This is a genomic window from Weissella hellenica (assembly GCF_005405545.1).
GTDB lineage: Bacteria > Bacillota > Bacilli > Lactobacillales > Lactobacillaceae > Weissella > Weissella hellenica.
Map to the genome: position 1 here is coordinate 4,946 of NZ_BJEG01000004.1, position 24,965 is coordinate 29,910.

Consider the following 24,965-nt stretch of genomic DNA (forward strand, 5'->3'; position numbering starts at 1 on the left):
TCGTACAACAGAAGAACAAATTATAGATGAGATGCATGATGATGGGATTACTTATCGTACATTATCCAAGAATCGTACAACTGGATCATATATAGCTGGTAAAGATGGTAAGAATATTTTGTCAGCACATCAAACACAATTAAATCATAATTGGAAAAGTAAAATGGTGGGCGATACGTTGAAAGTAACGATGCCTACACCAGTTAAACTACATTACCCTAGTAAAAATGACGTCCATGCTTTGAATGATTTTATAAAGAAGGAAGATCAAGTTATTAATGGGACCCAATATAAATTGAGTACTAAATTGAGTGAAATTGCACAAAAAAATAATAAATCAGCCAATAAATTATATGTTTATGTAAAAAAAGTTGGCAATGAAAAAAGAACTTTTATTACAAAGCGTGCGCAAATTGTTTTTGAAGTAACGCCAAATCACGAAATTAAAGGATACGAACAAAGTTATATCAGTGATACGCAGTATCTGCGAGATGATGTCCAATTAATTTCTGAAGAGCAAGCTTTGATTTCGTTATACCAGTATAATGATTTATCAAATAACAGCCAGATTACCCTTTCACAATTAGGATATGACGAAATGACGACAGTAGGTAAAGATATTATTTTTGTACCAACATGGCAATTTCTAGTGTCAAATAATAAACAAAAGGCAACGATTGTTACAGTTAATGCAATAAATGGTGCAATTATGAAATAAAGATTTTACAACGTGTTAAAATATAACAAGTGGTGGAATCAGAAATAAAAAGCCGCTTGTTTTAGGATGACTAAAATAATCGGCTTTTTATTTGATAAGGAGTTAGGAATGTCAAATGATTTTAAAGTATCAATGTTAGCATCTGGTAGTAAAGGTAATGTGACATACATTGAAACTCCCAGACATAAGGTACTTGTCGATGCGGGTTTATCCGGTAAAAAAATAACAGCGCTCATGTCACAAATCGGGCGTTCACTAAATGATGTTGATGCATTATTTGTGACACACGAGCACAGTGATCATATTGCTGGTGTAGGCGTTTTGGCCCGTAAGTATGGTATGGATGTTTATGCTAATCAAAAAACGTGGCAGGCGATGGCTGGTAAAATTGGTAAAATCAATACTGACCAAGTCCAGTTATTTGAACCAGGTCAAACCAAGCTGATGGACGATTTAGACATTGAAAGTTTTGGTGTTTCACATGATGCAGCTGATCCACAGTTTTATGCCTTTCATCATGATAATAAGACTTTTGCTATGTTGACGGACACGGGTTATGTAAATGATCGTATTGTGGGTACATTAAAAAATGCAGATGCAATTTTGATGGAGGCTAATCATGATTATGAAATGTTACGTATGGGCAGTTACGCCTGGCCACTAAAACAACGTATTTTGGGTGATCAAGGACATCTATCTAATGAAGATGGTGCGTTGGCGCTAACCCAAATACTAGGGAATCGTACAAAACAAGTTTATTTAGGTCACTTGAGTCAAGAAAACAATCAAAAACCGTTGGCTCATTTGACTGTACAATCAGTTTTGTCAGAACATGATTTTGGGGTAGATCATGATTTTAACTTGTTAGATACAGATCCAGATGTTGCGACGCGATTGATTCAAATATAAATAGGGGGTTAAGGCGATTTAAAGGGAATCAGCTTAAAGTAACAGATAATGTTAGTTGTGATAAATAAATGATTAAATGAATAAGATATGGGGCATAGATATGAAATTATCTTCGGGAACAAAAATTGTTGTCATGAGTGTTGTTGCTGGTCTAATTGGTGGCGGTGTTGCTGCAGGTGGCGTTGTTCACTTCACGCAAGGGGATCAGGCAGCAAACGTGACTACTGCAAAAAGTAATGCAGTTAAAGTTAGTGAAAATAATGTAAAGGGAAAGTCTAGCGCAACTAAAGCGTTTAAAAACGTTTCTGGTGCAGTTGTGTCTGTTATTAATTTGCAAAAGCAACAATCATTGCAATCTGATTTTTTTGGGGATCAAACACAAAATCGTGATAGTGATTCGTCAGATTTACAAACAGCTTCAGAAGGATCAGGAGTTGTTTATAAAAAGAGCAACAATACGGCATATATTGTGACAAATAATCACGTGGTGGCGGGCTCGAATGCGATTCAAGTGCTACTAAGTGATGGGACAAAATTAACTGCAAAATTAGTGGGAACTGACGAACAAACTGATTTGGCAGTTTTGAAGGTGAAAGCTGATAAAATTAGTGAAGTTGCTAATTTTTCTGATTCAAGTAAAGTTGAAGCAGGTCAATCAGTATTAGCTATTGGATCGCCATTAGGCTCGGATTATGCCACTTCTGTAACGGAAGGTATTATTTCAGCAACGAAGCGTCAAGTTGATGCAACTGATGAATCAGGGAATTCCCTTGGTAAAGCAAATGTTTTGCAAACCGATGCGGCTATTAATCCAGGTAATTCTGGTGGGCCGCTGGTTAATCTAGCTGGCCAAGTTGTTGGTATTAATTCCATGAAATTGGCATCATCTGAAGATGGTACATCAGTTGAAGGAATGGGATTTGCAATTCCTTCAAATACAGTGGTTTCCATTATTAATGGTTTGGAAAAGGATGGTAAAATTGAACGACCAGCCTTGGGTGTCTCGATGGTTGATTTGAGCAATGTATCAGCTAGCGACCAAAGAGAGGTGTTACGTTTACCAGATAGTGTTTCTGATGGTGTCATTATTGTTGAGGCGCAAGAGGATTCTCCAGCAGCAAAGGCTGGATTGGAACGGTATGATGTGATTACGAAAATTGCCGATACAAAGGTTAGCGATTCGGGTGAATTACGTGATGCGCTTTATAAACATAAGGTTGGCGATTCTGTTAAAATTACGTACTATCACAAGGGACAAGAAAAGACTGTCACAGTTAAATTAGATAAAACAACAAGTTCTTTAAATAATGCACAATAAAAATGACGAGAAAGTACACTTCGAGTATACTTTCTTTTTTGTTTTTAAAACGAAAGAATTATGAAACTTTTTTGTAACTTTGATTGTATATATTATATATATTCACTTTTGTTAGTGGAATTCATTACTCCCCAAAGTATATGAAATTACATAGTTCCCCAAACTATGTATCCCCCCCTTCGCTGGTTGCGATAGTAGCCGGCGGTGGACCATCGTTGCGTTCCCCCTCTTGCACGATGGTCTTTTTTTTATCTAAAAAACCGTTTACAAAAGAATTGACAAGTGTCAATCTATTTTTGTAAACGGTTTTTGTTTTATTATTTAGCTTTTGCTATTGCTAGATTTAAGGTATAAGTACCAATGATGCTATCATTATTAAGTAATGAATAAGTGATTGCTAGTTTACCGTAAGGGTGTTCAGCAGTGATTTGATTAACAAATGTATCGGTACGAACTGCTATTGGGATATTTCCCTGAGTAGTAACGTACTGCGTTTGAAAGGTTTTATTTGGTGCGAAATGCAGCTGCATGTCAGTGAAGTCATTGTGGCGATGTAATAAAATATCATCAATTTTTGATATTTTAAATGTAACAGGTGTCTCAAGATCTTGTTGTCGCTCTGTGTAACGAATATATAATGCGTTTTGAGTAAGTGTTAAAATACCTTCTTCTTCAAATGAGAATTCTTCACGACTGTTATCTTGGGTGATTTGTGTGGTGAGGGTGACGACTGTTGGCCAACTTTTTCGTGTTGTTTGCATGTTAAACTCCTTATAATTAAAGATTGCTTCAGTTTATTATACCGTGTTCAATAAGGTATAATATAGTGAAATAGGTATTATTCGTCAGAATTAGAAAGGATATCATGGCACAATTTATTAAAACAGGTTCGGAAAAAGTTTTTAGGGATCCTGTGTTAAATTCAATACGAGTAAAAGATCAAGTTATTCTCGATCTTATTGGAACGTCAGAATTTCAGCGGCTACGTCGTATTAAACAACTAGGTGTTGCTAGTGCAGTTTTTCATGGTGCTGAACATTCTAGATTTTCACACTCCTTGGGCGTCTATGAAATTGCACGTCGGTTTGCAAATCATTTGGCGCAATTTCATCCTTCGCAAGAGGCAGGGGATGGCCTATGGGATGTTAATGAACAGTTGGTATTATTATGTGCAGCGTTACTACATGATGTTGGTCACGGTCCGTATTCTCATACTTTCGAACATATTTTTAATACTGATCATGAAGCTTATACGCAATCAATTATTTTGTCACCCGATACTGAAATTCATCAGGTGTTGGTAAAAGTAAGTCCAGATTTCCCACAAAAAGTTGCGAGTGTTATTGCCAAAACATACCCAAATCCACAGGTTGTCCAGTTAATTTCTAGTCAAATTGATGCTGATCGCATGGATTATTTATTACGTGATGCTTATTATTCTGGTGCTACATATGGACAGTTTGATTTATCACGTATTATTCATATGATGCGCCCGTATGCAGGTGGGATTGCCTTTGATGATAAAGGATCGTATGCTATTGAGGACTATGTTGTGTCACGGTACCAAATGTATGTTCAAGTTTATTTCCACCCAGTATCACGTTCATTTGAAGTTGTATTGCAGCATTTACTAGAGCGAGCTAAGTTTATATATGATGAAAGTAAACGCGATTCTCGCGTTAATATCAACTTCATTTCGCCAACTTTACGCCCGCTTTTTGCGGGGAATTTAACCTTGCAACAGTATTTGATGCTAGATGATGCTGTGATGATAGCTGATATTAGCACTTGGCGGCATGCTGAAGATCCCATTTTAAGGGATTTAGCGACACGCTTTATTGATCGTAAACCATTAAAATCAATTGTGATTACAGATGAAACACGAGATTTATTGCCAACCATCAAACAGTTGATTGATTCAGCTGGATTTGATGCACGGTATTATACTGCTGAAAATGATAGCTTTGATTTGCCGTATGATGCTTACGATCCCAAAGTCAAAAAACCACGTACCCAAATTGAATTAATGCAGTTAGATGGTTCATTGATTGAATTATCAACGCAAAGTGCTTTGGTAGAAGCGATGACGGGGCGCGTATTTGGTAATGCTCGCTTTTTCTTTCCGCGTGAAATGTTGGTACAACATGCCGTGGATGATATTATGGCGCCGATTTATGCAGATTTTCAAAGGTATGTGCATAACGAAACGCTGGTTGCACCAAAATTATAGAGTAAATGAGTAGGGGATATTATTAAAATGGGAATTGAATTAATTACAATTGACATTGATGACACATTGGTGAATTCAAATAAAAAAATTACACCACGTGTAAAAAAAGCGTTACAGGATGCGACTGAGCAAGGGGCTAAAGTCGTGTTAGCAACGGGGCGCCCATTATCTGGTGTCAAAGATTATTTAGTAGAATTAGGATTGGATGATAAAACAGACCAATTTGCGATTACATACAATGGTAGTGTTGTACAAACGACAGCTGGCGAACAATTGGGTGGTCATGAATTATCATTAGTAGATTTCAAAAAATTTAAGGCTATTGCTGATGAATTCGGTGCGTATTTTCAAATTGAATCGTTAGATTATGCCATTACTGCCAATACGTTGATTAATCGTTATGCAAATGGTGAAAACGATATGGTACAAATGCCGTTACGAATTAAGGCAGTTAATGACATGTCGACTGATGAGCACTATGTCAAATTTATGTTTATTGATGAAACAGATATAATCGACAAATTAGTCGCTAATATGCCAAAAGAGTTGCAAGAAAATTATTATATTGTGCAATCGACACCTAATTTCTTAGAGGTAATGCACAAGGAATCAACAAAGGGTAATGGTTTAGCAATTTTGGCAGATAAATTAGGCATTGATTTATCAAAGACGATGGCTTTAGGTGATCAACATAATGATTTAACGATGATTCAACAAGCCGGTTTGGGTATTGCAATGGCAAATGCAGTTGATGAAATTAAAGAGAATGCTAAATATATAACAGCTTCGCAAAATGAAGATGGTGTTGGTTTGGCTGTAGAAAAGTGGGTTTTAGGTAAAAGTGTTCCTGAGTTAGAAAATTAAAGTGAAAAAGATTTGCTGAAAAGCTAGAAATATTGTAGTATTAGACATTGAGTAAGATTGCGAAAGGACGTGCAGTGATTTGGCATTAACACAATTTGACGGCCAAAATAAGGATGAGCTTTCAATGATTGAAGTTGCTCGTGCAATTTTGTCGGACCGTAATGAAACCATGGGATTTAATGATTTGCTGAATGAAGTACAATCATTCACAGGTAAGTCGGATGAAGAGATTCGTGCGCGCTTATCACAATTTTATACTGATTTGAATATTGACGGTTCATTTATTTCATTGGGTGATACGATGTGGGGATTGCGTTCGTGGTACCCAATTGATTCAATTGATGAGGCCGTTCATTTGGATCTAGAAGAAGAAGTTGAAGGCAAGCCAAAGAAGAAGAAGCGTAAGAAGATTAACGCCTTCTTGGCAGATGCTGACGATGATGATGACGTTATTGATTATAATAATGATGATCCTGAAGACGATGATTTTGATGTAGATGCGACTGATGATGAAGTGGCAGATGCAGCAGATGAAGACGATATCGATGAGGACGATACTGATGAAGACGACAGTTCAGATGATGATTTTGGTCATGATGAAGTTGCCGGCGGCATTGGTGATGAAATTAGCGGTATTAAGACGGATGTCGATGATGATTATGGTTCAGGAGATATTGAACATTAATTAATCGATTGAAGTTATCTTTGGTTAACCGCTTGACAGTTATGTAATTCTAATGTATAGTTAAATTCCGGGCTCTTGTATTAATATACAAGGCGTAATCAAAGTTGATTAATGCTCCCAACGCTACCTAAGCATTGGGAGCTTTTTTATTTTTTGCATTGACATAGAACTCGGAGGATATATTTATATGACGGCTAAATACATCTTTGTTACTGGTGGTGTGGTTTCATCATTAGGTAAAGGTATCGTTGCAGCTTCATTAGGACGCTTGTTAAAAAACCGCGGATTTAAAATTGCAGTACAAAAATTTGATCCATACATTAACATTGATCCTGGTACCATGTCACCATATCAACATGGTGAGACATTTGTTACCGAAGATGGTCTAGAAACTGATTTGGACCTTGGACATTACGAGCGTTTCATTGATATTAACTTAAATAAATATTCAAATGTGACATCAGGACGTGTCTATTCAGAGGTTCTTTCAAAAGAACGTCGTGGTGATTATGACGGTGCAACTGTTCAAGTGATCCCACATATTACAAATGCTCTAAAAGAAAAAATGATGCGTGCAGCGGAAACGACTGATGCAGATATCGTGATTACTGAAGTGGGTGGAACTGTTGGTGATATTGAATCGCTACCATTCATCGAGGCTTTACGTCAAATGAAGAGTGAGGTCGGAGCAGAAAATGTTGCTTACATCCACACATCATTGATTCCATATTTACGTGCTGCTGGTGAAATGAAAACTAAGCCAACACAACATTCTGTTGCTGAATTACGTTCACTAGGTATTCAACCTGATATGTTGGTTGTACGTACTGAGCAACCTATTAGTCAAGGTATGCGTGATAAGTTAGCTTTGTTTACCGATGTTAAACCAGAAGCTGTTATTGAATCATTAGACGTTGATATTTTGTATGAAGTTGTTTTGAATATGCAAAAGCAAAGTATGGATGATGTTGTTTTGAAACGTCTAGGTCTAACAGCACCTGCTGCTGATTTAACTGAATGGCGTGCAATGATTGATAAAATCCGCTATCTAAAAAAGGAAATTAATATCACTTTGGTTGGTAAGTATGCCGACTTGCAAGATGCATATATTTCAGTTAATGAAGCGTTACGTGCAGGTGGTTATGCTGTTGATGCTGACGTAAAGATTACTGCTATTAATTCCGAAAAGATTAATGCAGAAAATGTTGCCGAGATACTTGCTGATGCTGATGGTGTCATGGTACCAGGTGGATTTGGTTCTCGTGGTACTGAAGGGAAAATGGCGGCTATCCAATATGCACGTGAAAACAATGTGCCATTCTTGGGTGTTTGCTTGGGAATGCAATTGGCAACAGTTGAATTTGCACGTAATGTTTTGGGTCATGCTGATGCCAACTCAATTGAATTAGATGAGAATACAGATACACCAATTATTGCTTTGATGAACGATCAAAAGGAAATCACTAATCGTGGTGGAACAATGCGTTTGGGATTATATCCAGCTAAGTTAAAAGAAGGTAGTTTAACGAAAAAGTTGTATGGGGATAAAGCTGAAATTACAGCTCGTCACCGTCATCGTTATGAATTTAATACGACTTACCGTCAAGAACTAGAAGATGCGGGGATGATCTTTGTAGGAACTTCACCTGATGAAACATTAATGGAAATTATTGAAATTCCAGCAAATGATTTCTTTGTGGCTGCACAATACCACCCAGAATTTACATCACGTCCAAATCATCCAGAACCTTTGTATGCTGGATTTGTTAAGGCTGCTTTGGCTCATCATGAAAATTAATTAAATTATATAAAAAAAGGGTTGATAATTTGAAATTATCAACCCTTTTTTAGGTTATTATAGTGTTCAGTTGTTATAAAGAAATATATAGTTATTTTTCGAAAATTTTGTATTATTTTAAGGATGTTTAATAACGACATGTTGTTGTAATTTAAATGTAACTACTGTAAAATTGACTGAGTATATTATTCATGATGATATGGGATCATTATCGTTTGGCGATAGTCATGCGAAGTAAAATAACAAAAATTTTGAATGAATGGACCTTGATTAAGGATGATAGAGTTTTAACTCTAAAAGGATTAATAAAATGAAGAAGTTGATTATCCATGGTGGACGGCGGCTCAGTGGTGAAGTAACCATTGGGGGGGCTAAAAATTCGACTGTCGCGTTAATTCCAGCAGCTATTTTGGCTGAGACACCGGTGAAATTCGACAGTGTACCCGATATTTTAGATGTTTATAATTTGCAAGCTATTTTAAGTTCAATGAACGTTAATTCAACGTTTAAGGGTGGCGAGTTGATGATTGATCCAACAGCAATTGTTGAATCAGAATTACCATCAACAGCCATTAAGTCTTTGCGTGCATCTTATTATTTTATGGGATCTTTGTTGGGACGCTTTGGTCGCGCAACAGTGACTTTCCCAGGTGGAGATAATATTGGGCCACGTCCAATTGACCAACATATTAAAGGATTTGAAGCCTTAGGTGCAACTGTTTATGAAGAAAATGATACAGTTTATATTAATGCTGAAAACGGTTTGAAAGCTGCTCGTATCTTTTTGGATGTTGTTTCAGTAGGCGCCACAATGAATATTATTATGGCTGCTGTGCATGCTGAAGGCACGACAATTTTAGAAAACGCTGCCCGTGAACCAGAAATTATTGATTTAGCAACATTTTTGAACAATATGGGTGCCCAAATTCGGGGTGCAGGAACTGATGTTATCCGTATTACTGGTGTTTCACGTTTAGAATCTAAAAATACGCATACAATTATTCCTGATCGTATTGAAGCAGGAACGTATCTTGCTTTGGCTGCTGCGCAAGGAGATGGTGTTTTAGTTAAAAATGTGATTCCAGAGCATTTGGAATCATTTACAGCTAAGTTACTTGAAATGGGTGTCAAGTTAGATGTTCGCGAGGATAGTATTTACGTACCCAAGTCAGTTGACTTACAGCCTATTCAGATAAAAACGGCACCATTCCCTGGCTTTGCAACAGATTTGCAACAACCAGTGACGCCATTACTAACATTAGCAAATGGTGAAAGTGTTGTGCATGAAACAATCTATCCAGAGCGTACACGTCATGTACCAGAGTTACAAAAACTTGGGATGGTAGTTTCAAATCCCGAACACGGTAAAATGGTAGTCGCTCAGTGTAGTGATTTCCATGGCGCGCGTGTTTCAGCTGCTGAAATCCGTGCCGGTGCGGCACTGGTCTCAGCTGGATTGATGGCTGATGGTGTAACAGAAGTGATCAATGCAGAACACGTATTACGTGGTTATGATCGCATTGTTTATAAGTTAACAATGTTGAACGCTGATATTGAAATTGCTGAAGAATAATTATTAAAATGTAAAAGTCGAACAGTCATGAAAGCGGACTCATTTTGATTTTTACATTTTTTTTGAGTGATTAGGCAAAAAAAAGATGTAAATGGTTGCTAATTACTGATTATAAGGATAAACTAGATAAGTTACAAAAATTAGCGGACGATTACTAAAAACAGACGCAGTAGGGACGCCGGATTGTGTCTAGTCTGTTTTTATGTTGATAAGTTCAAGACAATTAGAGAACGTTTGTTGCGGCAATCGTTACTGGAGGAAAAATTTTGAAGTTTTCAGAGTTAGGTCTTACACAAGACCTTTTGACAGCCATTGAGAAGCATGGCTATGTAGAAGCTACGCCAATTCAGGAAAAGACAATTCCGTTGACAATGGCTGGTAAAGACGTTATTGGTCAAGCCCAAACAGGAACCGGTAAGACAGCTGCATTTGGTTTGCCAATCCTAGAAATGATTGACAATGATAATAAAGATGTTCAAGCCTTGGTTGTTTCACCAACCCGTGAACTAGCTATCCAAACCCAAGAAGAATTATTCAAGCTTGGTCGTGATAAGCATGTTCGTGTACAAGCTGTTTTCGGTGGTGCTGATATTCGTCGCCAAATTAATGGCTTGAACCATGGTGCCCACATTGTTGTTGGAACACCTGGTCGTTTAATTGACCATATTCGTCGTGGTACGATTAACCTATCACATGTTAAGACATTGGTATTAGATGAAGCCGATGAAATGTTGAACATGGGATTCTTAGAAGATATTGAATCAATCTTGAAGGCCGTCCCTGATGAGCGCCAAACATTGTTGTTCTCAGCAACAATGCCTGCAGCTATCAAACGTATTGGTGTTCAATTTATGACTAATCCTGAGCACATTCAAATTGCTGCTAAGGAATTGACAACAGACTTAGTTGATCAATATTATGTACGTGTACGTGATTTTGAAAAGTTTGATGTACTAACTCGTATTTTGGATGTACAACAACCACAACTAGCAATTATGTTCGGTCGTACAAAGCGTCGTGTCGATGAATTGACACGTGGTTTGGAACTACGTGGCTTTAATGCTGCTGGTATCCACGGTGATTTAACACAACAAAAGCGTTCACAAGTTTTGAAGCAATTCAAGAACGGTGAAATCCGCATTTTGGTTGCAACTGATGTTGCTGCTCGTGGACTAGATGTTTCTGGTGTTGATTACGTTTATAACTTTGATATTCCACAAGATTCAGAATCATATGTTCACCGTATTGGGCGTACAGGTCGTGCCGGTGCTCATGGTACTTCTGTAACATTTATTTCAAATGCTGAAATGGATTACTTGAAGGACATTGAAAAGCTAACTAAGAAGCGTATGCAACCATTAAAGCCATATACGCACGAAGAAGCACTTGCTGGTCGTATGAGTGTTGCGGCTGCATCCGTTGATGCAATTGTTAAGACAACTGCAAATGTTGCTGATTCAGATCTAGTTGACCAATTAGCTGAAAAGTATGATGCTCGTGAATTAGCAGCTGCCTTGTTAGGTTCTGCTGCTAACGTTGAAGAGATGGATGCTGAATTTAAGCTATCACACGAACGTCCATTACCACATAAGCATGGTGGTAACAGTGGTCGTCGCGGTGGTGGTAGCCGTGGTCGTCGCGATGGTGATCGTCGTCATGGTAATGGCGGTGGTGGTTACCGTGGTAACCGTGGTCAACGTGAGCGTCGTTCATATGATCGTGGTTCACGTACTGGTTCAGGTGATCGCTCACAACGTGGACATTCAGGTGCACCACGTCGTCAATCACGTAACTTTGTTATTAATAATAACGACTAATCATTAAATAAAAAATTATTAAAAGCATCACAAGAATTTATTCAAATTCTTGTGATGCTTTTGTATATGGTAGAATAAAAATTAAGCGAATATATTTGGGTATAGAGGGTATAATGAAATTAGTATTTTTTGGGAGGAAACAACATGATCGTGGGACATGGAATTGATGCACAAATGATTAGTCATGTTGCCGACGTTGCAAAACGACGGCCGAGCTTCATTGATGTTATTTTGACACCAGCTGAACGGGCAGTGTACAATGCTCGAAAAGGCAAGCATCAAAAAGAATTTTTAGCAGGTAGGTTCTCAATTAAAGAGGCATACAGTAAGGCAATTGGGACCGGTATTGGCACGCATGCTCGTTGGCAAGACATTGAGGTTTTACCAAATGAATCAGGTCAGCCGGTTATGGTTAAGCACCCTAAACAAGGGGAAGCTAACGTACATATTTCCATATCACACACAGGTGATATGGTTCATAGTTCTGTTATTTTAGAAATGGCTACACCACAAATAACTGAACCACATCAACTCGATGTCATTGATCAAGCTGTTATTAGTACTCGGCGTCCGGCTTGGGTTGAAGTTTCGGCAAGTGCCATTGCACATAATATAACGGCAATACGCCATTTAACTGGAACTAAACGATTTATTGCAATCGTGAAGGCCAATGCATATGGTCATGGGTTAACACAAGTTGTATTAGCTGCGCAAAAGGCAAATATTGATGGCTTTGGTGTCGCAACAATTGATGAAGCCATCTGGTTACGTGAATTTGGCATCGACTTACCAATTTTTATCCTCGGCGTAACACCAGCTTCATATGCAGTTGATCTTGCTAGATACCAATTAATACCAGTTGTATCTAGTGAAGCTTGGTTAGATGAGTTAATTAACAATATCCCTGCAGAAAAGCAATTAGTTGTATCAATTGGGGTCGATACGGGTATGGGACGGATTGGTATTCATCAAAAAGATGAATTGGCACGAGTGGTCGAAAAGATAACCACACATCAACAATTATCTCTAAAAGGAATTGGTATGCATTTTGCAACGGCTGATCAAAAAGATATAGCTTACTATCAAAAGCAACTTCAAAATTGGCATAACTTAGTTGATGATTTAGATTTGCCAGCAGATGTTTGGTATCACATGGCTAATTCAGCAACGACGCTATGGCACGACCAACCAACGTTAGACACAGTACGTGTTGGTGCCGCTATGTACGGCTTTAATCCGTCTGGTAATGAATTAGCAACTGATAAGTTAATCGCTGCTTTATCGTTAAAAGCAGCTTTAGTGCATGTTAAACAGGTAGCGGCAGGTACATCTGTATCCTATGGTGCAACCTATACAACGACTCAACCAGAATGGATTGGGACGTTGCCAATTGGTTATGCAGATGGTTATGCACGTCAATTACAAGGAATGTACGGTTTGCTAGCAGACGGTCGCCGTGTCGAAATTATTGGTCGCATTGCAATGGATCAATTAATGGTTCGTTTACCAGAAGCATTACCAGTGGGAACTGTGATAACGTTAATTGGTCAAGCTGGTCAAGAGACCATCACGCTAGAAATGTTAGCCGATCGCTTAGGTACAATTCCGTATGAAGTAGCAACCAGTTTAGCGCCCCGCTTACCACGAAAATTAGTGAAGTAAAGAGAGACGTATGGTAAATAAAAATGAAATTAAACGTGGTGATATCTTTTTTGCAGATTTATCACCCGTTATTGGTTCAGAACAAGGTGGTCAACGACCTGTTGTTATTATTCAAAATAATGTTGGTAATCAACACTCGCCAACTGTTATTATTGCTCCAATTACGGCGAAAATCGCAAAGCCCAAATTACCAACGCATGTTGGTTTACCGGCAGAAGCGACAGAGGCTGGCATTGGTCGGGATTCCGTTATTTTGTTAGAACAAATTAGAACCATTGATAAACGACGCTTGCAAGATCGTATCGGTATGATCCCGGGTGGTTTGTTAGTTAAGGTTGATCAAGCATTAGTCATTAGTTTGGGTCTAGTATAATTTAATGTTAGATAGGTGGATAAGGCGTTAATGCTTTAGCCGCCTGTTTTTATTAATAACATCTGTGAAAAGGAGGATAGCATGGCTGAAGAAAGAGAACTGGAACAACACAGATTAAACAATGTCGCGCAAGAAATTGATAAGCAATTACAAAAAGCCGAAACATTTTATGATAAAGCACATTCAGAAACGCGAGCAGTTGAGAGTAATTATATTGCTAATACTTCAATTAATACAGCTGAAGTAGATGATGCAATGGAAACAAATGCCGAAATTCAACAGCAACGAAATATTGTTGCGCGTGTTACTGAAACTGAAAATATCATGGCTAAGACAGTCACTACGCTTAAACTATTGCGGACAAGTCCTTATTTTGGCCGCGTAGATATTATTGAAGATAATTGGCCTGAAACCTTATATATTGGTTTAGCATCTTTACAAGATGAAACGGGTGATTTTTTGATTTATGATTGGCGGGCACCAATTAGCGGTATTTATTATAACGGAACATTGGGTAAAGTTAGTTATCCAACGCCAAGTGGTGAACAAACAGTTGATTTACAAAAAAAGCGACAATTTGTTATTCATGATGGTCAAATCACGAGTATGTTTGATACAAATGAAACTGTTGGGGATGAAATGTTGCAATATGCACTTGGACAACAAAATGATGATGTGATGCGTAATATTGTGGCTACTATTCAACAAGAACAGAATCAAATTATTCGTGATACGACTAGTGATTTGTTAGTCGTACAAGGTGTTGCTGGTTCCGGTAAAACATCGGCTATTTTGCAACGAATTGCTTTTTTGCTTTTCCATTCTAGAGAAGAGCTAAATTCTGATCAAATTGTATTATTTTCACCTAATCGTTTATTTTCAAGTTATATTGCGGATGTCTTACCATCACTTGGTGAACGAAATATGCGTCAGGTAACGTTAGCAGAGTTTTTTAGTGCTCGCTTACAAGGGTTAACCGTTCAGACGTTGTTTGATCGTTATGAGCAAGAGCAACATTTTATCGGTCATGCAAGTTACTCGGTACGCCAAGAATTGGAAAGTGAACAGATTGTATCAGTAATTGATGATTATATTGCACAATTATCTACTAATGATATCCATTTTTTTGATATTTACTACGAAGACAAGATTTTCTTTGGTGCGCAAGAATTTCAGACGTATCTGGCAACAATACCAACCAGTTATACAATACGTGAACGGATTAGTCAGCTTCAAAAACATTTTATGCAAGTATTAACTGATCGTATTGAAAGTTTGCAGGATGCTGATTGGGTACTAACAGAACTAGATAATCTAACGGACCAAGAATATCAAAATTTAATTGGCGATGATGACCTTGAAGAAACCTTGGTTTCTGAAAATGAAGACACTGTTATTTCACTAGTTGCTAAACGTTATTTAACAAAACAATGGCAAGTTATTGATGATGCTTTGTATAATAATTTTTATTTAGATATTTATCAACAATATCGTTCATTTTTGCAATATGTTACTGAACAAAAAATTGATGAACAATCTGAATGGTGGCAAGCTAAGCAACGCCGGTTTGATCTGCAGTTAGAATACCATCGCATTGATTTAGAAGATGCTGCACCCCTATTATTTTTACGAGACAGATTAACTGGCGGGGGCATTAATCAGGCGATGTCGTATGTCTTTATAGACGAAATGCAAGATTATGCAATGGCGCAGTTGCTATATTTGAAGCATGCTTTCCCAAAGGCTAAATTTACCGTGTTAGGAGATTCTGAACAAGCGTTATTCCGCCAAGTTGAGACACCGCAGACGCTGCTGAATAAATACGCACAAGGGTTTGATGCACAAAAACCGGCATTAATTAAATTAAACAGGGCTTATCGTTCAACGCATGAAATTATGAATTTTGCCAAAGCACTGTTACCCGATGGTAATGACATTATGACTTTTACCCGACATGGAGAAAAACCAATCTTACGACAAGCGTATCCAGATACTAGTGTGGCCGTTTTAAATGATGAAGTAGCCAAGCTACGCCAAAGTTTTCAAACTGTTGCTATTTTAACGAAAACAGCAGAACAAGCCGAATTAGTACTGGAAGCTTTACGCCGTTACCCAGAAAAAGTACAATTGCTACATGCAATGGATCGTACACGGACGGCAAATGTTTTAGTGATGCCAATTTATTTAGCCAAGGGGTTAGAATTTGACGCAGTTATTGGTTATGACGTATCACAAAATAATTATCCTGATGATAAAGCAATTGGTTTGTTATATACATTGGCATCTAGAGCAATGCATGCGTTGCATCTTGTAACAGTTGGACCGGTATCACCATTGATAATTCAAGTACAAAATACGTTGGCGTCATCATTATTAGAATAATATTGATTTAAGTGCTTGTTATCGTACGAAAAAACTTTTACAATTGGGTTTGACGAATTTAAATTTGTGGTTTAACTGCATAGAAAGAAGAAAAGATATGGATGAAAAGAAAGTTTTGTTAACTGGTGATCGCCCAACTGGCAAATTACACATTGGACATTATGTTGGTTCTTTAAAAACACGTGTTGCAATGCAAGATTCTGGTTTGTACGAGCCATATATTATGGTTGCTGATAAGCAAGCATTTACGGATAATGCACGAAATCCTGAAAAACTTCAAAACTCTCTTTTTGAAGTTGTTTTGGATTACTTAGCGGTTGGCATTGATCCTAAGAAAACAACAATTTTTGTGCAATCAGCAGTACCTGAATTATCTGAATTAACGGAATATTTTCTTAACTTAGTTTCAGTTGCACGTGTACAACGTAACCCAACTGTTAAAGCAGAGATTCAACAAAAAGGTTTTGGTGAAAGCATTCCAACGGGATTCTTTATTTATCCTGTATCCCAAGCAGCTGATATTGCATTGTTTAAAGGACAGGTCGTTCCGGTTGGGGATGATCAAAAGCCAATGTTGGAGCAGACGCGCGAATTAGTTCGTACGTTTAATCGTTATTACAATACAGATATTTTGGTTGAGCCAGAAGGTATCTTCCCACCAGAGGGTCAAGGACGTATTCCGGGATTAGATGGTAATGCTAAGATGTCAAAATCTTTGGATAATGCGATTTACTTGAGTGATGATGAAGAAACATTATGGGCAAAAGTTAAGTCAATGTATACAGATCCAACACATGTTCGTCTAACTGATCCAGGTCATATTGAAGGCAATATGGTCTTTACATATCTTGATATTTTTGATGAAGATAAAGCATATGTTGCTGATCTTAAAGCACAATATCAAGCAGGTGGCTTAGGTGACATGAAAATTAAAAAGTATTTGTTTGAAGTATTAAACAAGGAGTTAGCACCAATTCGTGAACGTCGTGCGCGATATGCAGGGGACCGTGATGCTGTTTTGCAAATCGTTAAAGAAGGTTCAGAAAAAGCGCGCTTAATCGGACAACAAACCATGGCTGAGGTTCGCCACGCTATGGGTGTTGATTATTGGGGTTGATGATTAATTAGTACCTTTAAGGAGTATTAAATGAGTTATTTAGCAGTCATTGACTTGGGTTCAAACTCAACTCGTATGGTAGTTGAAGAACTGCAAGCAGATGGAAATTTTATTGAATTACGTCGCCGTAAATTGGACACGCGTTTGGCAGAAGGTATGGCCGAAAATGATGGTGAATTGACAGACGCAGCTATGACACGTGTTGTTAATGCATTATTGGAATTTCAACAAGATTATATGATGTTTGATGATGTGACAGTTGTGGGAATTGCAACCGCAGCTGTGCGTGAGGCTGAGAATCAAGCTGTGTTCTTGGATAAAGTTTTCCGTGCAGTTGGTGTGGAAATTCGAGTACTAACAGGTGATCAAGAAGCTTATTATGATTATCTGGGTGCTGCATCAGCATTGGATATTACTGATGCGTGGTTGTTAGATACTGGTGGTGCGAGTGTTGAATTAGTTGGCATCGAAGATCGAATGGCGACCAACATGATGAGTTTGCCATTTGGTGCCGTTAATTTATCAGAAAAATTTAAATTGAATGTTGCAGGGGTTGTGTCACCTGATTCAATTGAAAAGGCGGCTAAATATGTTAATACACAGTATGCTAAGTTGCCTTGGCTAGATGATACAGTCACACTACCAATTATTTTGTTAGGTGGTGCTAACCGTTCACTGGCGCGATTGGATCGGGTAAAACATGGTTTACCTGCTGATTCCGATTTTCATGGCTATGAAATGTCAACATCGGCAGTTGTGGAAACTTATCATAAATTAACGACGATGACTAAGGATGAACGAGAAGAACTATTAGACTTAGAAGCTAATCGTGCTGATATTATTGTTAGTGGACTGTTACCTTTGATTGAATTAATCAAACGCACTGGTGCAAGTAAAGTGATTTTTTCTGCTTCAGGGGTTCGTGAAGGTTTGTTACAAGAATATCGGATGGAAAATTAATCTAAAAAAGCGTTTGGAGCGGTGTTCCAAACGCTTTTTTGTTTAATTATCCAAAACGGTAGTTGTATCCGCAGATTGGCAACGCTCTCCATAAACGCGCACCGACCAGCAACATTCCTTATATAAGCCCAATTTTGACCCAGTCGCTTGACAGCGTCGGGGCACAAAACAGGTCTTATACCGGAATGCTAACCGCAGATTGGCAACGCTCTTCATATAAAAAGCCGCCGGTTCGTTGACCCGCGGCTATTTTTGTTAGATATGATACTTCTAACAAGGGGTGCACTTTAATTTGCAACCCTGTATTCAATTGTAATGGCAACTACTAGAAGTTTAATCTGCAGATTTAAACGACTGTCGCTAGCAATTACCCAAACCAACTACATCTTGCTGCAACTACTACTGCATCCAAAATTATCCGTTTAAAAAGCGAATCGTGTCGGGAGCAGCCTCCAAATCAAGCTATATGCTTACGCCCTGATGAGGGTTATCATAGCTCGTTGAAGAAACTGATGCTAATGATAACAAGATAGTCAATTCATGACTTAATGTTTATCTTTAAAATTTGATACTTAAATTATCTTGTTTCATTACTGTAACACGCCCATATGGATTCGTGTAGAAGAAGTGATATTTGTGGTTAGATTAATATAATCTGTCAAATCACTACCTACCTTTCCTTTTGGTACACCTATATAGTAGCATTTAATGAAAGCGGTTACAAGAAACAACCCTTAATTTAATCATTAAAATTTACGATATGAGGGCTAGAAGCTGATGCACCAGCTTCTAGAATACTAATTGTTGTTACTAATTGTTCATTGGAAACAAGTTTATCTTGATGATTAACAAGAGTTTCATAGACGGCATCATATACACGCCCGTAGTCTCCATTAATAGTAGGAATTATTTTTTCGATACGATCGTTATTTTGGTTATAGTAAGTGACTTTACCATAATCTTGTGGTGCATCAGTACCAAATCCTGCATCACCAGGCATAATACCAGTTTTTAAATCATACTCTTGTTGATCAATGTTGTATTTAATGTATGAACCTTTAGTACCATGCAAAATCCACTTAGGATAGTGTACAGCTGTCATTTCGCTAGATTGAATAGTTGCTTTAAAGGCATCCTGATAAAATAGGTTGACTTCAAATTGGTCGGATAAACTGGCTGATAAATCACGGGCGATGCGTAAGTCGTATGCAACGTGTTGTGGTTTACCAAATAAAGAAACCATTTGATCTACTAAGTGCGCACCGTGATCAAACCAAGTTGTTTCCATAACGCCACCAGATTGTTTAGCGTCATTAGGGCGATAGTGATCCATGTGTAGCTCAAGTTCAATTGGACGACCAATATAACCAGCGTCTAACACATGTTGTAAAGTGATAAAGTCACTATCAAAACGCCGATTTTGGAATGGCATAAAGAAGGCGTCATGTTGTTTAGCTAAATCAATTAATTCAGTGATTTCTTTAACAGTTGCAACAACAGGCTTATCAATCAAAACATTTTTACCAGCAGCTAGTAATTGTTTAGCAACAGCAAAATGAGTTGGAGCAGGTGTGACAACAACGACTAAGTCTAGTGTGTTATCAGCAATGATATCTTGAATATCTGTTGAAAAGACGGTTCCGGTAGCTTCTAGCTTTGCACGATCATCCGGACGCTTATCAATATGGGGTGCGACAATACGACTGATGTGAAATTGTTCAAAACGTTCTTTAACGTAAGGAATATGGTAACGATTAGTACTTTTACCAAATCCAATATAAGCAATATTAAGCATACAAGTTCTCCTAAAATATTAATTACTATTATTGTTACTTAATTAATGTATTTGTGCAATAGATGATAGAATAGTAATATGAAATAAAAATATCGATTGATCTTATACCACTATCTGGACGCGGTATGATTGATATACTAGACAAATGGAGAGTGACCATGGCTATTAATGAATTAAAATCAGATATTTTACATGAAGTTATTTTAAGACGTCCTGACGATAGTCATAAAGGGGATTTTGGCCGTGTTCTGTTAATCGGGGGAAGCATGCAATATGGTGGTGCCATCTTAATGGCTGGTCAAGCTAGTGTTGGTGCTGGAGCAGGTTTGACAACGGTGGCAACGGATAAAGTTAATTTAACTGCTTTGCACACGCGAACACCGGAAGCCATGTTTTTGGATTGGCGAGATGACGACCAGTTACTGACTAATATTGAAAAAAGTGATGTTATTGTGATTGGTCCAGGATTGGGGGTTGATCAACAGGCATTACATCTGGTGAAATTAGTATTTAAAGCGGTAACTAATAAGCACATTTTGGTTGTTGATGGTTCTGCTTTGACGGTGATGGCTGACAATCACTTAACTTTTCCACGGTCAGCATTTACAATTGCGACACCGCATCAAATGGAATGGGCCCGTTTAAGCGGCATTCAATTAAATTATCAGACAGAGCATCAGTTAAATGAAGTGCAACGACAAATTTTAAATTTGGACGTCTTAGTATTAAAACAACATCATACGTTAATTTATGCTGAAAATGTGTTACATCAGCTGATGATTGGTGGTGCGTACCAAGCAACTGGTGGCATGGGTGATGTCTTGGCCGGTATTATTGGTGGTTTTGTTGGTCAGTTTAAGCAAAACCATCTTAAAGCAACAGAAGCAGCTGTCTATGCGCATTCGATTATTGCGCAAGAAATGGCGGTGCATAGTTATGTTGTTAAACCTTCATTTATAGCGGATGCCATATCAAATTATATGTCACGCATTCAATCTAATTTGTAGGTTAGCCTAAACTAAGGTGTGTAATAATATAAAGAAGTGTATAATTGAGAACAAATATGAATGACTCTTGGAGGGATTTACAAATGGTAAAACAATGGCATGCTGAAGCCTTAAAATATGAAGATGATTTATTAGCAGATTTAAAAGAAATGTTAGCAATCAAATCTGTTCGTGATGATGACGCAGCAACAACTGATGCACCTTTAGGGCCAGGTCCTGAGGAAGCTTTGTTGAAATTTGAAGCGTTTGCAAAGCGTGATGGTTTCCGTGTTGGTAACTACAAAAATTTGGTGGCCTATGCTGAATTAGGTCCAGAAGATGCTGAAGAGACAGTTGCCATTATTGGTCACTTGGATGTGATGCCTGAAGGGGATGGTTGGACTAAGGATCCTTGGACACCAGTTATCGAAGATGGTCGTTTGTATGCTCGTGGTTCATCTGATGATAAAGGGCCAACTTTTACGGCTTACTATGCTTTGAAGATGATCAAAGATTTGGGCTTGAAGCTAAATCGTAAACTAGTCTTAGTTGTTGGAATCGATGAGGAATCTGACTGGACTGGCATGGACGAATTCTTTGAAGCATATGGTGAACCAACAATGGGATTCTCTCCTGATGCAGAGTTCCCAATCATCAATGGTGAAAAAGGAAATGTTTCAGTTGTCACACGCTTTGCTGGTACACAAGGTGGTTCATTGAAGTTGATATCATTTACAGCCGGTGAACGTCCAAACATGGTGCCTGGTGTTGCCAAAGCTGTTGTTGAGACTGCTGATGCTGATGCATTAGTTGCTGCCATGAACGATTATCTAGCAGCTGAAACTCGTGTTAAGGGTGAAGCAGATGTTTCAGATAACCAAGTAACGTTTACCTTCTATGGTAAGCAAGTGCACGGTGCTTCTCCTGAAACTGGGGAAAATGCTGGAACTTACTTGGCTAATTTCCTTCAAGAGCAAGACTTTGGTGGTAATGCACAGGGATTCCTAACATTCTTAGGCACACAATTGCATGATGATACAGTTGCATCTAAGATTGGTGCTAAGACGCATGATGACTTGATGCATGATTTGTCAATGAACGTTGGTATTCAACGCTTTGCTGACGGTGAAGATGGTTTTGTTAATGCTAATTTCCGTTACCCACAAAATACGACAGCACAAGAAATTGAAGGCCATGTTGTCGCATCTTTGCCAGAAGGCTTTGATGCTACTGTTAAGGTGGAAGGCCATGCGCAAGTACCACACTACGTACCTGGTAATGACCCACTAGTCCAAACATTGTTGCAAGTTTACCGTGATCAAACAGGTTTGCCAGCAGCAGAACAAGTTATTGGTGGTGGAACATTTGGTCGTTTGTTGAAGCGTGGTGTTGCCTTTGGTGCAATGTTTGAAGGTGTTCCTGACACGATGCATCAAGCTGATGAATTCTACCCAGTTGCTGACTTAACACGTGCAATGGCTATTTTTGGTCAAGCAATGTATGAATTAGCAAACGTTTAATCAAATAAAAAATAGGGTCTAGCAACAATAAATCACCTATTCTAACGAAAGCAAATTGCCAACATTGTTGGTGATTTGCTTTTTTAAAAGACGTTTTTCAAATGCAAAAGCTTGCAATGATTTTTTCGTTTTCAATAAAAGTGTGTTACAATTATGTTACATGTAGATGAGTGATTGGTGCTTAAAGAACAAAGTGTTTTAAAATATAGGTCGTCACATAAAAGCATGTACAATCTTGTGCATGCTTTTATTGTGAGAAATTAATGTGTTAATTAAACTAAAAAGTAAAAATTAAAACAAAATGTTAGGGAACCTTAAGCATAACGCATTATACTGATAATAGTTAATTAAAGAGAGTAGAAAGAGTTATGAATCGAAAAATATTCGTTTTGACGGGCAATACTGGCACTGGGAAAACGACGGTTGCTAATTATTTAAATGAATTTTATGAAATGCCGCAAGTGATTACGCATACCACGCGGCCACCGCGTGAGGGAGAAATTGATCAAATTGATTATTATTTTGAATCAACTGACAGCTTTGCAGAAAATCATTATTTAGAAAGTGTTGCGTATGCTAATTTTCAGTATGGTTCATCATATGAAGGATTGGAGCGAGCATGGGAAAAGAGTCCCTTAATTACAATTGTTCTAGACACAGCGGGGGCTAAAACATACGCTGATAAACTAGGAGATGAAGCGGTGATTATTTTTTTGACCGTGACTAAAACAGATGAAATTTTAGGGCGGCTATCTAAACGTGGCGATAATCTAGAAGAAATGCGCCAACGTTTAACAAGTCAAGAGTATCAACGCGATATTCAATTACCAACGTCATTACAAGATACTGCTCATGTGGTGGTAAATGATGACTGGCAAAGTACTAAAATGGCAATTGATAATATTGTCAAACAAGCTGTGGTTGTTGAACCAGAGGAGGAATAACGTATGGTATACCGTACACCACCATTTATGACACCAGTGGCATTGGTGTCAATTATTTTAGCAGTTAGTGCTGGAAATGCGATTGTTAACGTGTCAACGAATTCATCAAACGGGGCACCTAAATCATCAGTAGTATCCACAAATACATCAACATCTGAGATTGACTCAACGAATAGTAATAAATCATCTAGTGAGTCAGAAAATTCCGATGCAACTAGTAGTCAATCTGCCGAAGATGACACGGATGTTTCTTCATCTAGCTCAGTATCATCAGTTAGCGATGCAAGTAGTAGCCAAGTAGACGAACAGCAATCATCAAGTGAAGACACAACCGATAATGCCGACCAGGCATCAAGTAGTAGCGATGCTAGTGTAGCGAATGATGTTACCCCTGATACAGATAATGCAACAAATGATGCCACGAATAATGCGACAGATAATGCATCTCAGGAAGGAGTAACTAATTAATGTTAACAATCTTAGATTTACTTAATCATTATTTGGGTATGTTCAATGTGAATGCTCGTTGGAAGGGTCAAGTATACTCGATTCTTGCAGGTGTTGGTAATTTTTATATTTTGTATTTAGCAATACGACATATTCAAAATGGCGCATATTTACGAGGCGCCGGCTTATTAATTGCCTTTTTGTTTATTTTGTATTGTGCCATTCTGAATATCCTTTATTATTACACTAAAAAAACTGTTAAATGGGATATTTCACCGTTACTTGAAAAAATGTTAGGTGGTTCACAAACAGCTAAAGCAGACAATGGCTCTGCTGCAATGCCTTATGTCCCAGCAAATGGTTTATATGATAAACAACAAGTGTTACCAGCCACGGCTGTATCTGATGGTGATATGGCAGCTGAACTAAGTAAAGTTGTGGATCAATTGCGTGAGAGTGGTATGTTTACTGATAATTATGGTGGTTTATCAGAAAAAGAACAAATGGCTTTTTTGGCTACAGGTCAGCCCCATATTTTTGCTAATCATCCGGGGACACCATTACCCTATTTCCGTTTAGAAGAAGAACGGGGGGGCTTGTCAGTTTATGGTGGTGTTAATGAAATGCTATCATCACGGTTAGCTCGCATCCAAACCATCGGCTTACAACCGGTAGACTTGGCTTTAAAATCATACAATTTATATATTACTTCGGTGGTGGTCTCTGGTGGTCCTGGTAAGGCCCGTGGACGTAGTTCCTTGGCCTCAGTTGAAAAACCTTACTTTTTATCAGTTGAATTAGCATATACCAAAAAACAATCAATTTAAATGAACTAATTTCACATGTCGTGTTAATAAACTTAACAAG

At 38.0% G+C, this 24,965-nt stretch carries 21 protein-coding genes; 19 read left to right on the top strand and 2 right to left on the bottom strand.

The window, feature by feature from the left end:
- The 3 genes from yycI to FFM61_RS03390 form a co-directional block, all read left to right on the top strand.
- On the top strand, positions 1-718 hold a 718-nt coding region (yycI, locus tag FFM61_RS03380; RefSeq protein ID WP_218020854.1), incomplete at its 5' end, for a two-component system regulatory protein YycI.
- Between the two features lie 108 nt (positions 719-826).
- Complete coding sequence (locus FFM61_RS03385) at positions 827-1,627, top strand: MBL fold metallo-hydrolase (RefSeq protein ID WP_074427243.1); 801 nt, start codon at positions 827-829, stop codon at positions 1,625-1,627.
- Positions 1,628-1,727: 100 nt separating this feature from the next.
- Complete coding sequence (locus tag FFM61_RS03390) at positions 1,728-2,945, top strand: S1C family serine protease (RefSeq protein ID WP_074427244.1); 1,218 nt, start codon at positions 1,728-1,730, stop codon at positions 2,943-2,945.
- Positions 2,946-3,262: 317 nt separating this feature from the next.
- On the opposite strand, the gene FFM61_RS03395 is transcribed toward FFM61_RS03390, so the two are convergent.
- A complete protein-coding gene (locus FFM61_RS03395) occupies positions 3,263-3,706 on the bottom strand; it encodes a YwiB family protein (RefSeq protein ID WP_074427245.1) in 444 nt (147 codons plus the stop codon).
- 104 nt (positions 3,707-3,810) lie between these two features.
- Here FFM61_RS03395 and FFM61_RS03400 point away from each other — a divergent pair, with 104 nt between their 5' ends.
- From FFM61_RS03400 to FFM61_RS03450, 11 genes are all read left to right on the top strand, one after another.
- Entirely contained in the window at positions 3,811-5,175 is a 1,365-nt protein-coding gene (locus FFM61_RS03400) for an HD domain-containing protein (RefSeq protein WP_074427246.1), read from the top strand.
- A 27-nt stretch (positions 5,176-5,202) separates the two neighbouring features.
- Complete coding sequence (gene yidA, locus FFM61_RS03405) at positions 5,203-6,039, top strand: sugar-phosphatase (protein WP_074427247.1); 837 nt, start codon at positions 5,203-5,205, stop codon at positions 6,037-6,039.
- Between the two features lie 79 nt (positions 6,040-6,118).
- A complete protein-coding gene (gene rpoE, locus FFM61_RS03410; protein ID WP_074427248.1) occupies positions 6,119-6,724 on the top strand; it encodes a DNA-directed RNA polymerase subunit delta in 606 nt (201 codons plus the stop codon).
- Between the two features lie 187 nt (positions 6,725-6,911).
- A complete protein-coding gene (gene pyrG / locus FFM61_RS03415; RefSeq protein WP_074427249.1) occupies positions 6,912-8,522 on the top strand; it encodes a CTP synthase in 1,611 nt (536 codons plus the stop codon).
- 310 nt (positions 8,523-8,832) lie between these two features.
- Positions 8,833-10,095: a UDP-N-acetylglucosamine 1-carboxyvinyltransferase gene (murA, locus tag FFM61_RS03420; protein ID WP_074427250.1), complete on the top strand. Its 1,263-nt coding sequence runs from the start codon at positions 8,833-8,835 to the stop codon at positions 10,093-10,095.
- 266 nt (positions 10,096-10,361) lie between these two features.
- Complete coding sequence (gene cshA / locus FFM61_RS03425; RefSeq protein WP_074427251.1) at positions 10,362-11,912, top strand: degradosome RNA helicase CshA; 1,551 nt, start codon at positions 10,362-10,364, stop codon at positions 11,910-11,912.
- Between the two features lie 144 nt (positions 11,913-12,056).
- Positions 12,057-13,574, top strand: a complete 1,518-nt coding sequence (gene alr, locus FFM61_RS03430) for an alanine racemase (RefSeq protein ID WP_074427252.1) — start codon at positions 12,057-12,059, stop codon at positions 13,572-13,574.
- A gap of 10 nt (positions 13,575-13,584) precedes the next feature.
- A complete protein-coding gene (locus FFM61_RS03435) occupies positions 13,585-13,947 on the top strand; it encodes a type II toxin-antitoxin system PemK/MazF family toxin (RefSeq protein ID WP_074427253.1) in 363 nt (120 codons plus the stop codon).
- Positions 13,948-14,028: 81 nt separating this feature from the next.
- A complete protein-coding gene (gene helD / locus FFM61_RS03440) occupies positions 14,029-16,329 on the top strand; it encodes an RNA polymerase recycling motor HelD (RefSeq protein ID WP_074427254.1) in 2,301 nt (766 codons plus the stop codon).
- A 97-nt stretch (positions 16,330-16,426) separates the two neighbouring features.
- Positions 16,427-17,446, top strand: coding sequence for a tryptophan--tRNA ligase (gene trpS / locus FFM61_RS03445; protein WP_074427255.1), 1,020 nt, complete (start codon positions 16,427-16,429; stop codon positions 17,444-17,446).
- A gap of 30 nt (positions 17,447-17,476) precedes the next feature.
- Positions 17,477-18,406, top strand: a complete 930-nt coding sequence (locus FFM61_RS03450; RefSeq protein WP_074427256.1) for a Ppx/GppA phosphatase family protein — start codon at positions 17,477-17,479, stop codon at positions 18,404-18,406.
- A gap of 739 nt (positions 18,407-19,145) precedes the next feature.
- Here the strand turns inward: FFM61_RS03450 and FFM61_RS03455 are convergent.
- Complete coding sequence (locus tag FFM61_RS03455; RefSeq protein ID WP_074427257.1) at positions 19,146-20,201, bottom strand: Gfo/Idh/MocA family oxidoreductase; 1,056 nt, start codon at positions 20,199-20,201, stop codon at positions 19,146-19,148.
- A 158-nt stretch (positions 20,202-20,359) separates the two neighbouring features.
- Between FFM61_RS03455 and FFM61_RS03460 the strand changes: the two genes are divergently transcribed.
- The 5 genes from FFM61_RS03460 to FFM61_RS03480 all read left to right on the top strand — a co-directional run bounded on the left by FFM61_RS03460 (position 20,360) and on the right by FFM61_RS03480 (position 24,925).
- Positions 20,360-21,208: an NAD(P)H-hydrate dehydratase gene (locus tag FFM61_RS03460; RefSeq protein ID WP_083194461.1), complete on the top strand. Its 849-nt coding sequence runs from the start codon at positions 20,360-20,362 to the stop codon at positions 21,206-21,208.
- An 83-nt stretch (positions 21,209-21,291) separates the two neighbouring features.
- Positions 21,292-22,707, top strand: a complete 1,416-nt coding sequence (pepV, locus tag FFM61_RS03465; RefSeq protein WP_074427258.1) for a dipeptidase PepV — start codon at positions 21,292-21,294, stop codon at positions 22,705-22,707.
- Positions 22,708-23,075: 368 nt separating this feature from the next.
- The gene (locus FFM61_RS03470) at positions 23,076-23,651 is read left to right on the top strand and encodes a guanylate kinase (protein ID WP_074427259.1); all 576 of its coding nucleotides are present in this window, start codon (positions 23,076-23,078) and stop codon (positions 23,649-23,651) included.
- 3 nt (positions 23,652-23,654) lie between these two features.
- Positions 23,655-24,119 (top strand): hypothetical protein, encoded by a 465-nt coding sequence (locus FFM61_RS03475; protein WP_074427260.1) that lies wholly within the window; start codon positions 23,655-23,657, stop codon positions 24,117-24,119.
- On the top strand, positions 24,119-24,925 hold the full coding sequence (locus tag FFM61_RS03480; RefSeq protein ID WP_074427261.1) for a DUF6681 family protein: 807 nt from the start codon (positions 24,119-24,121) through the stop codon (positions 24,923-24,925). Before FFM61_RS03475 ends, FFM61_RS03480 begins: the two co-directional genes overlap by 1 nt.
- The last annotated feature ends 40 nt before the right edge of the window (positions 24,926-24,965 follow it).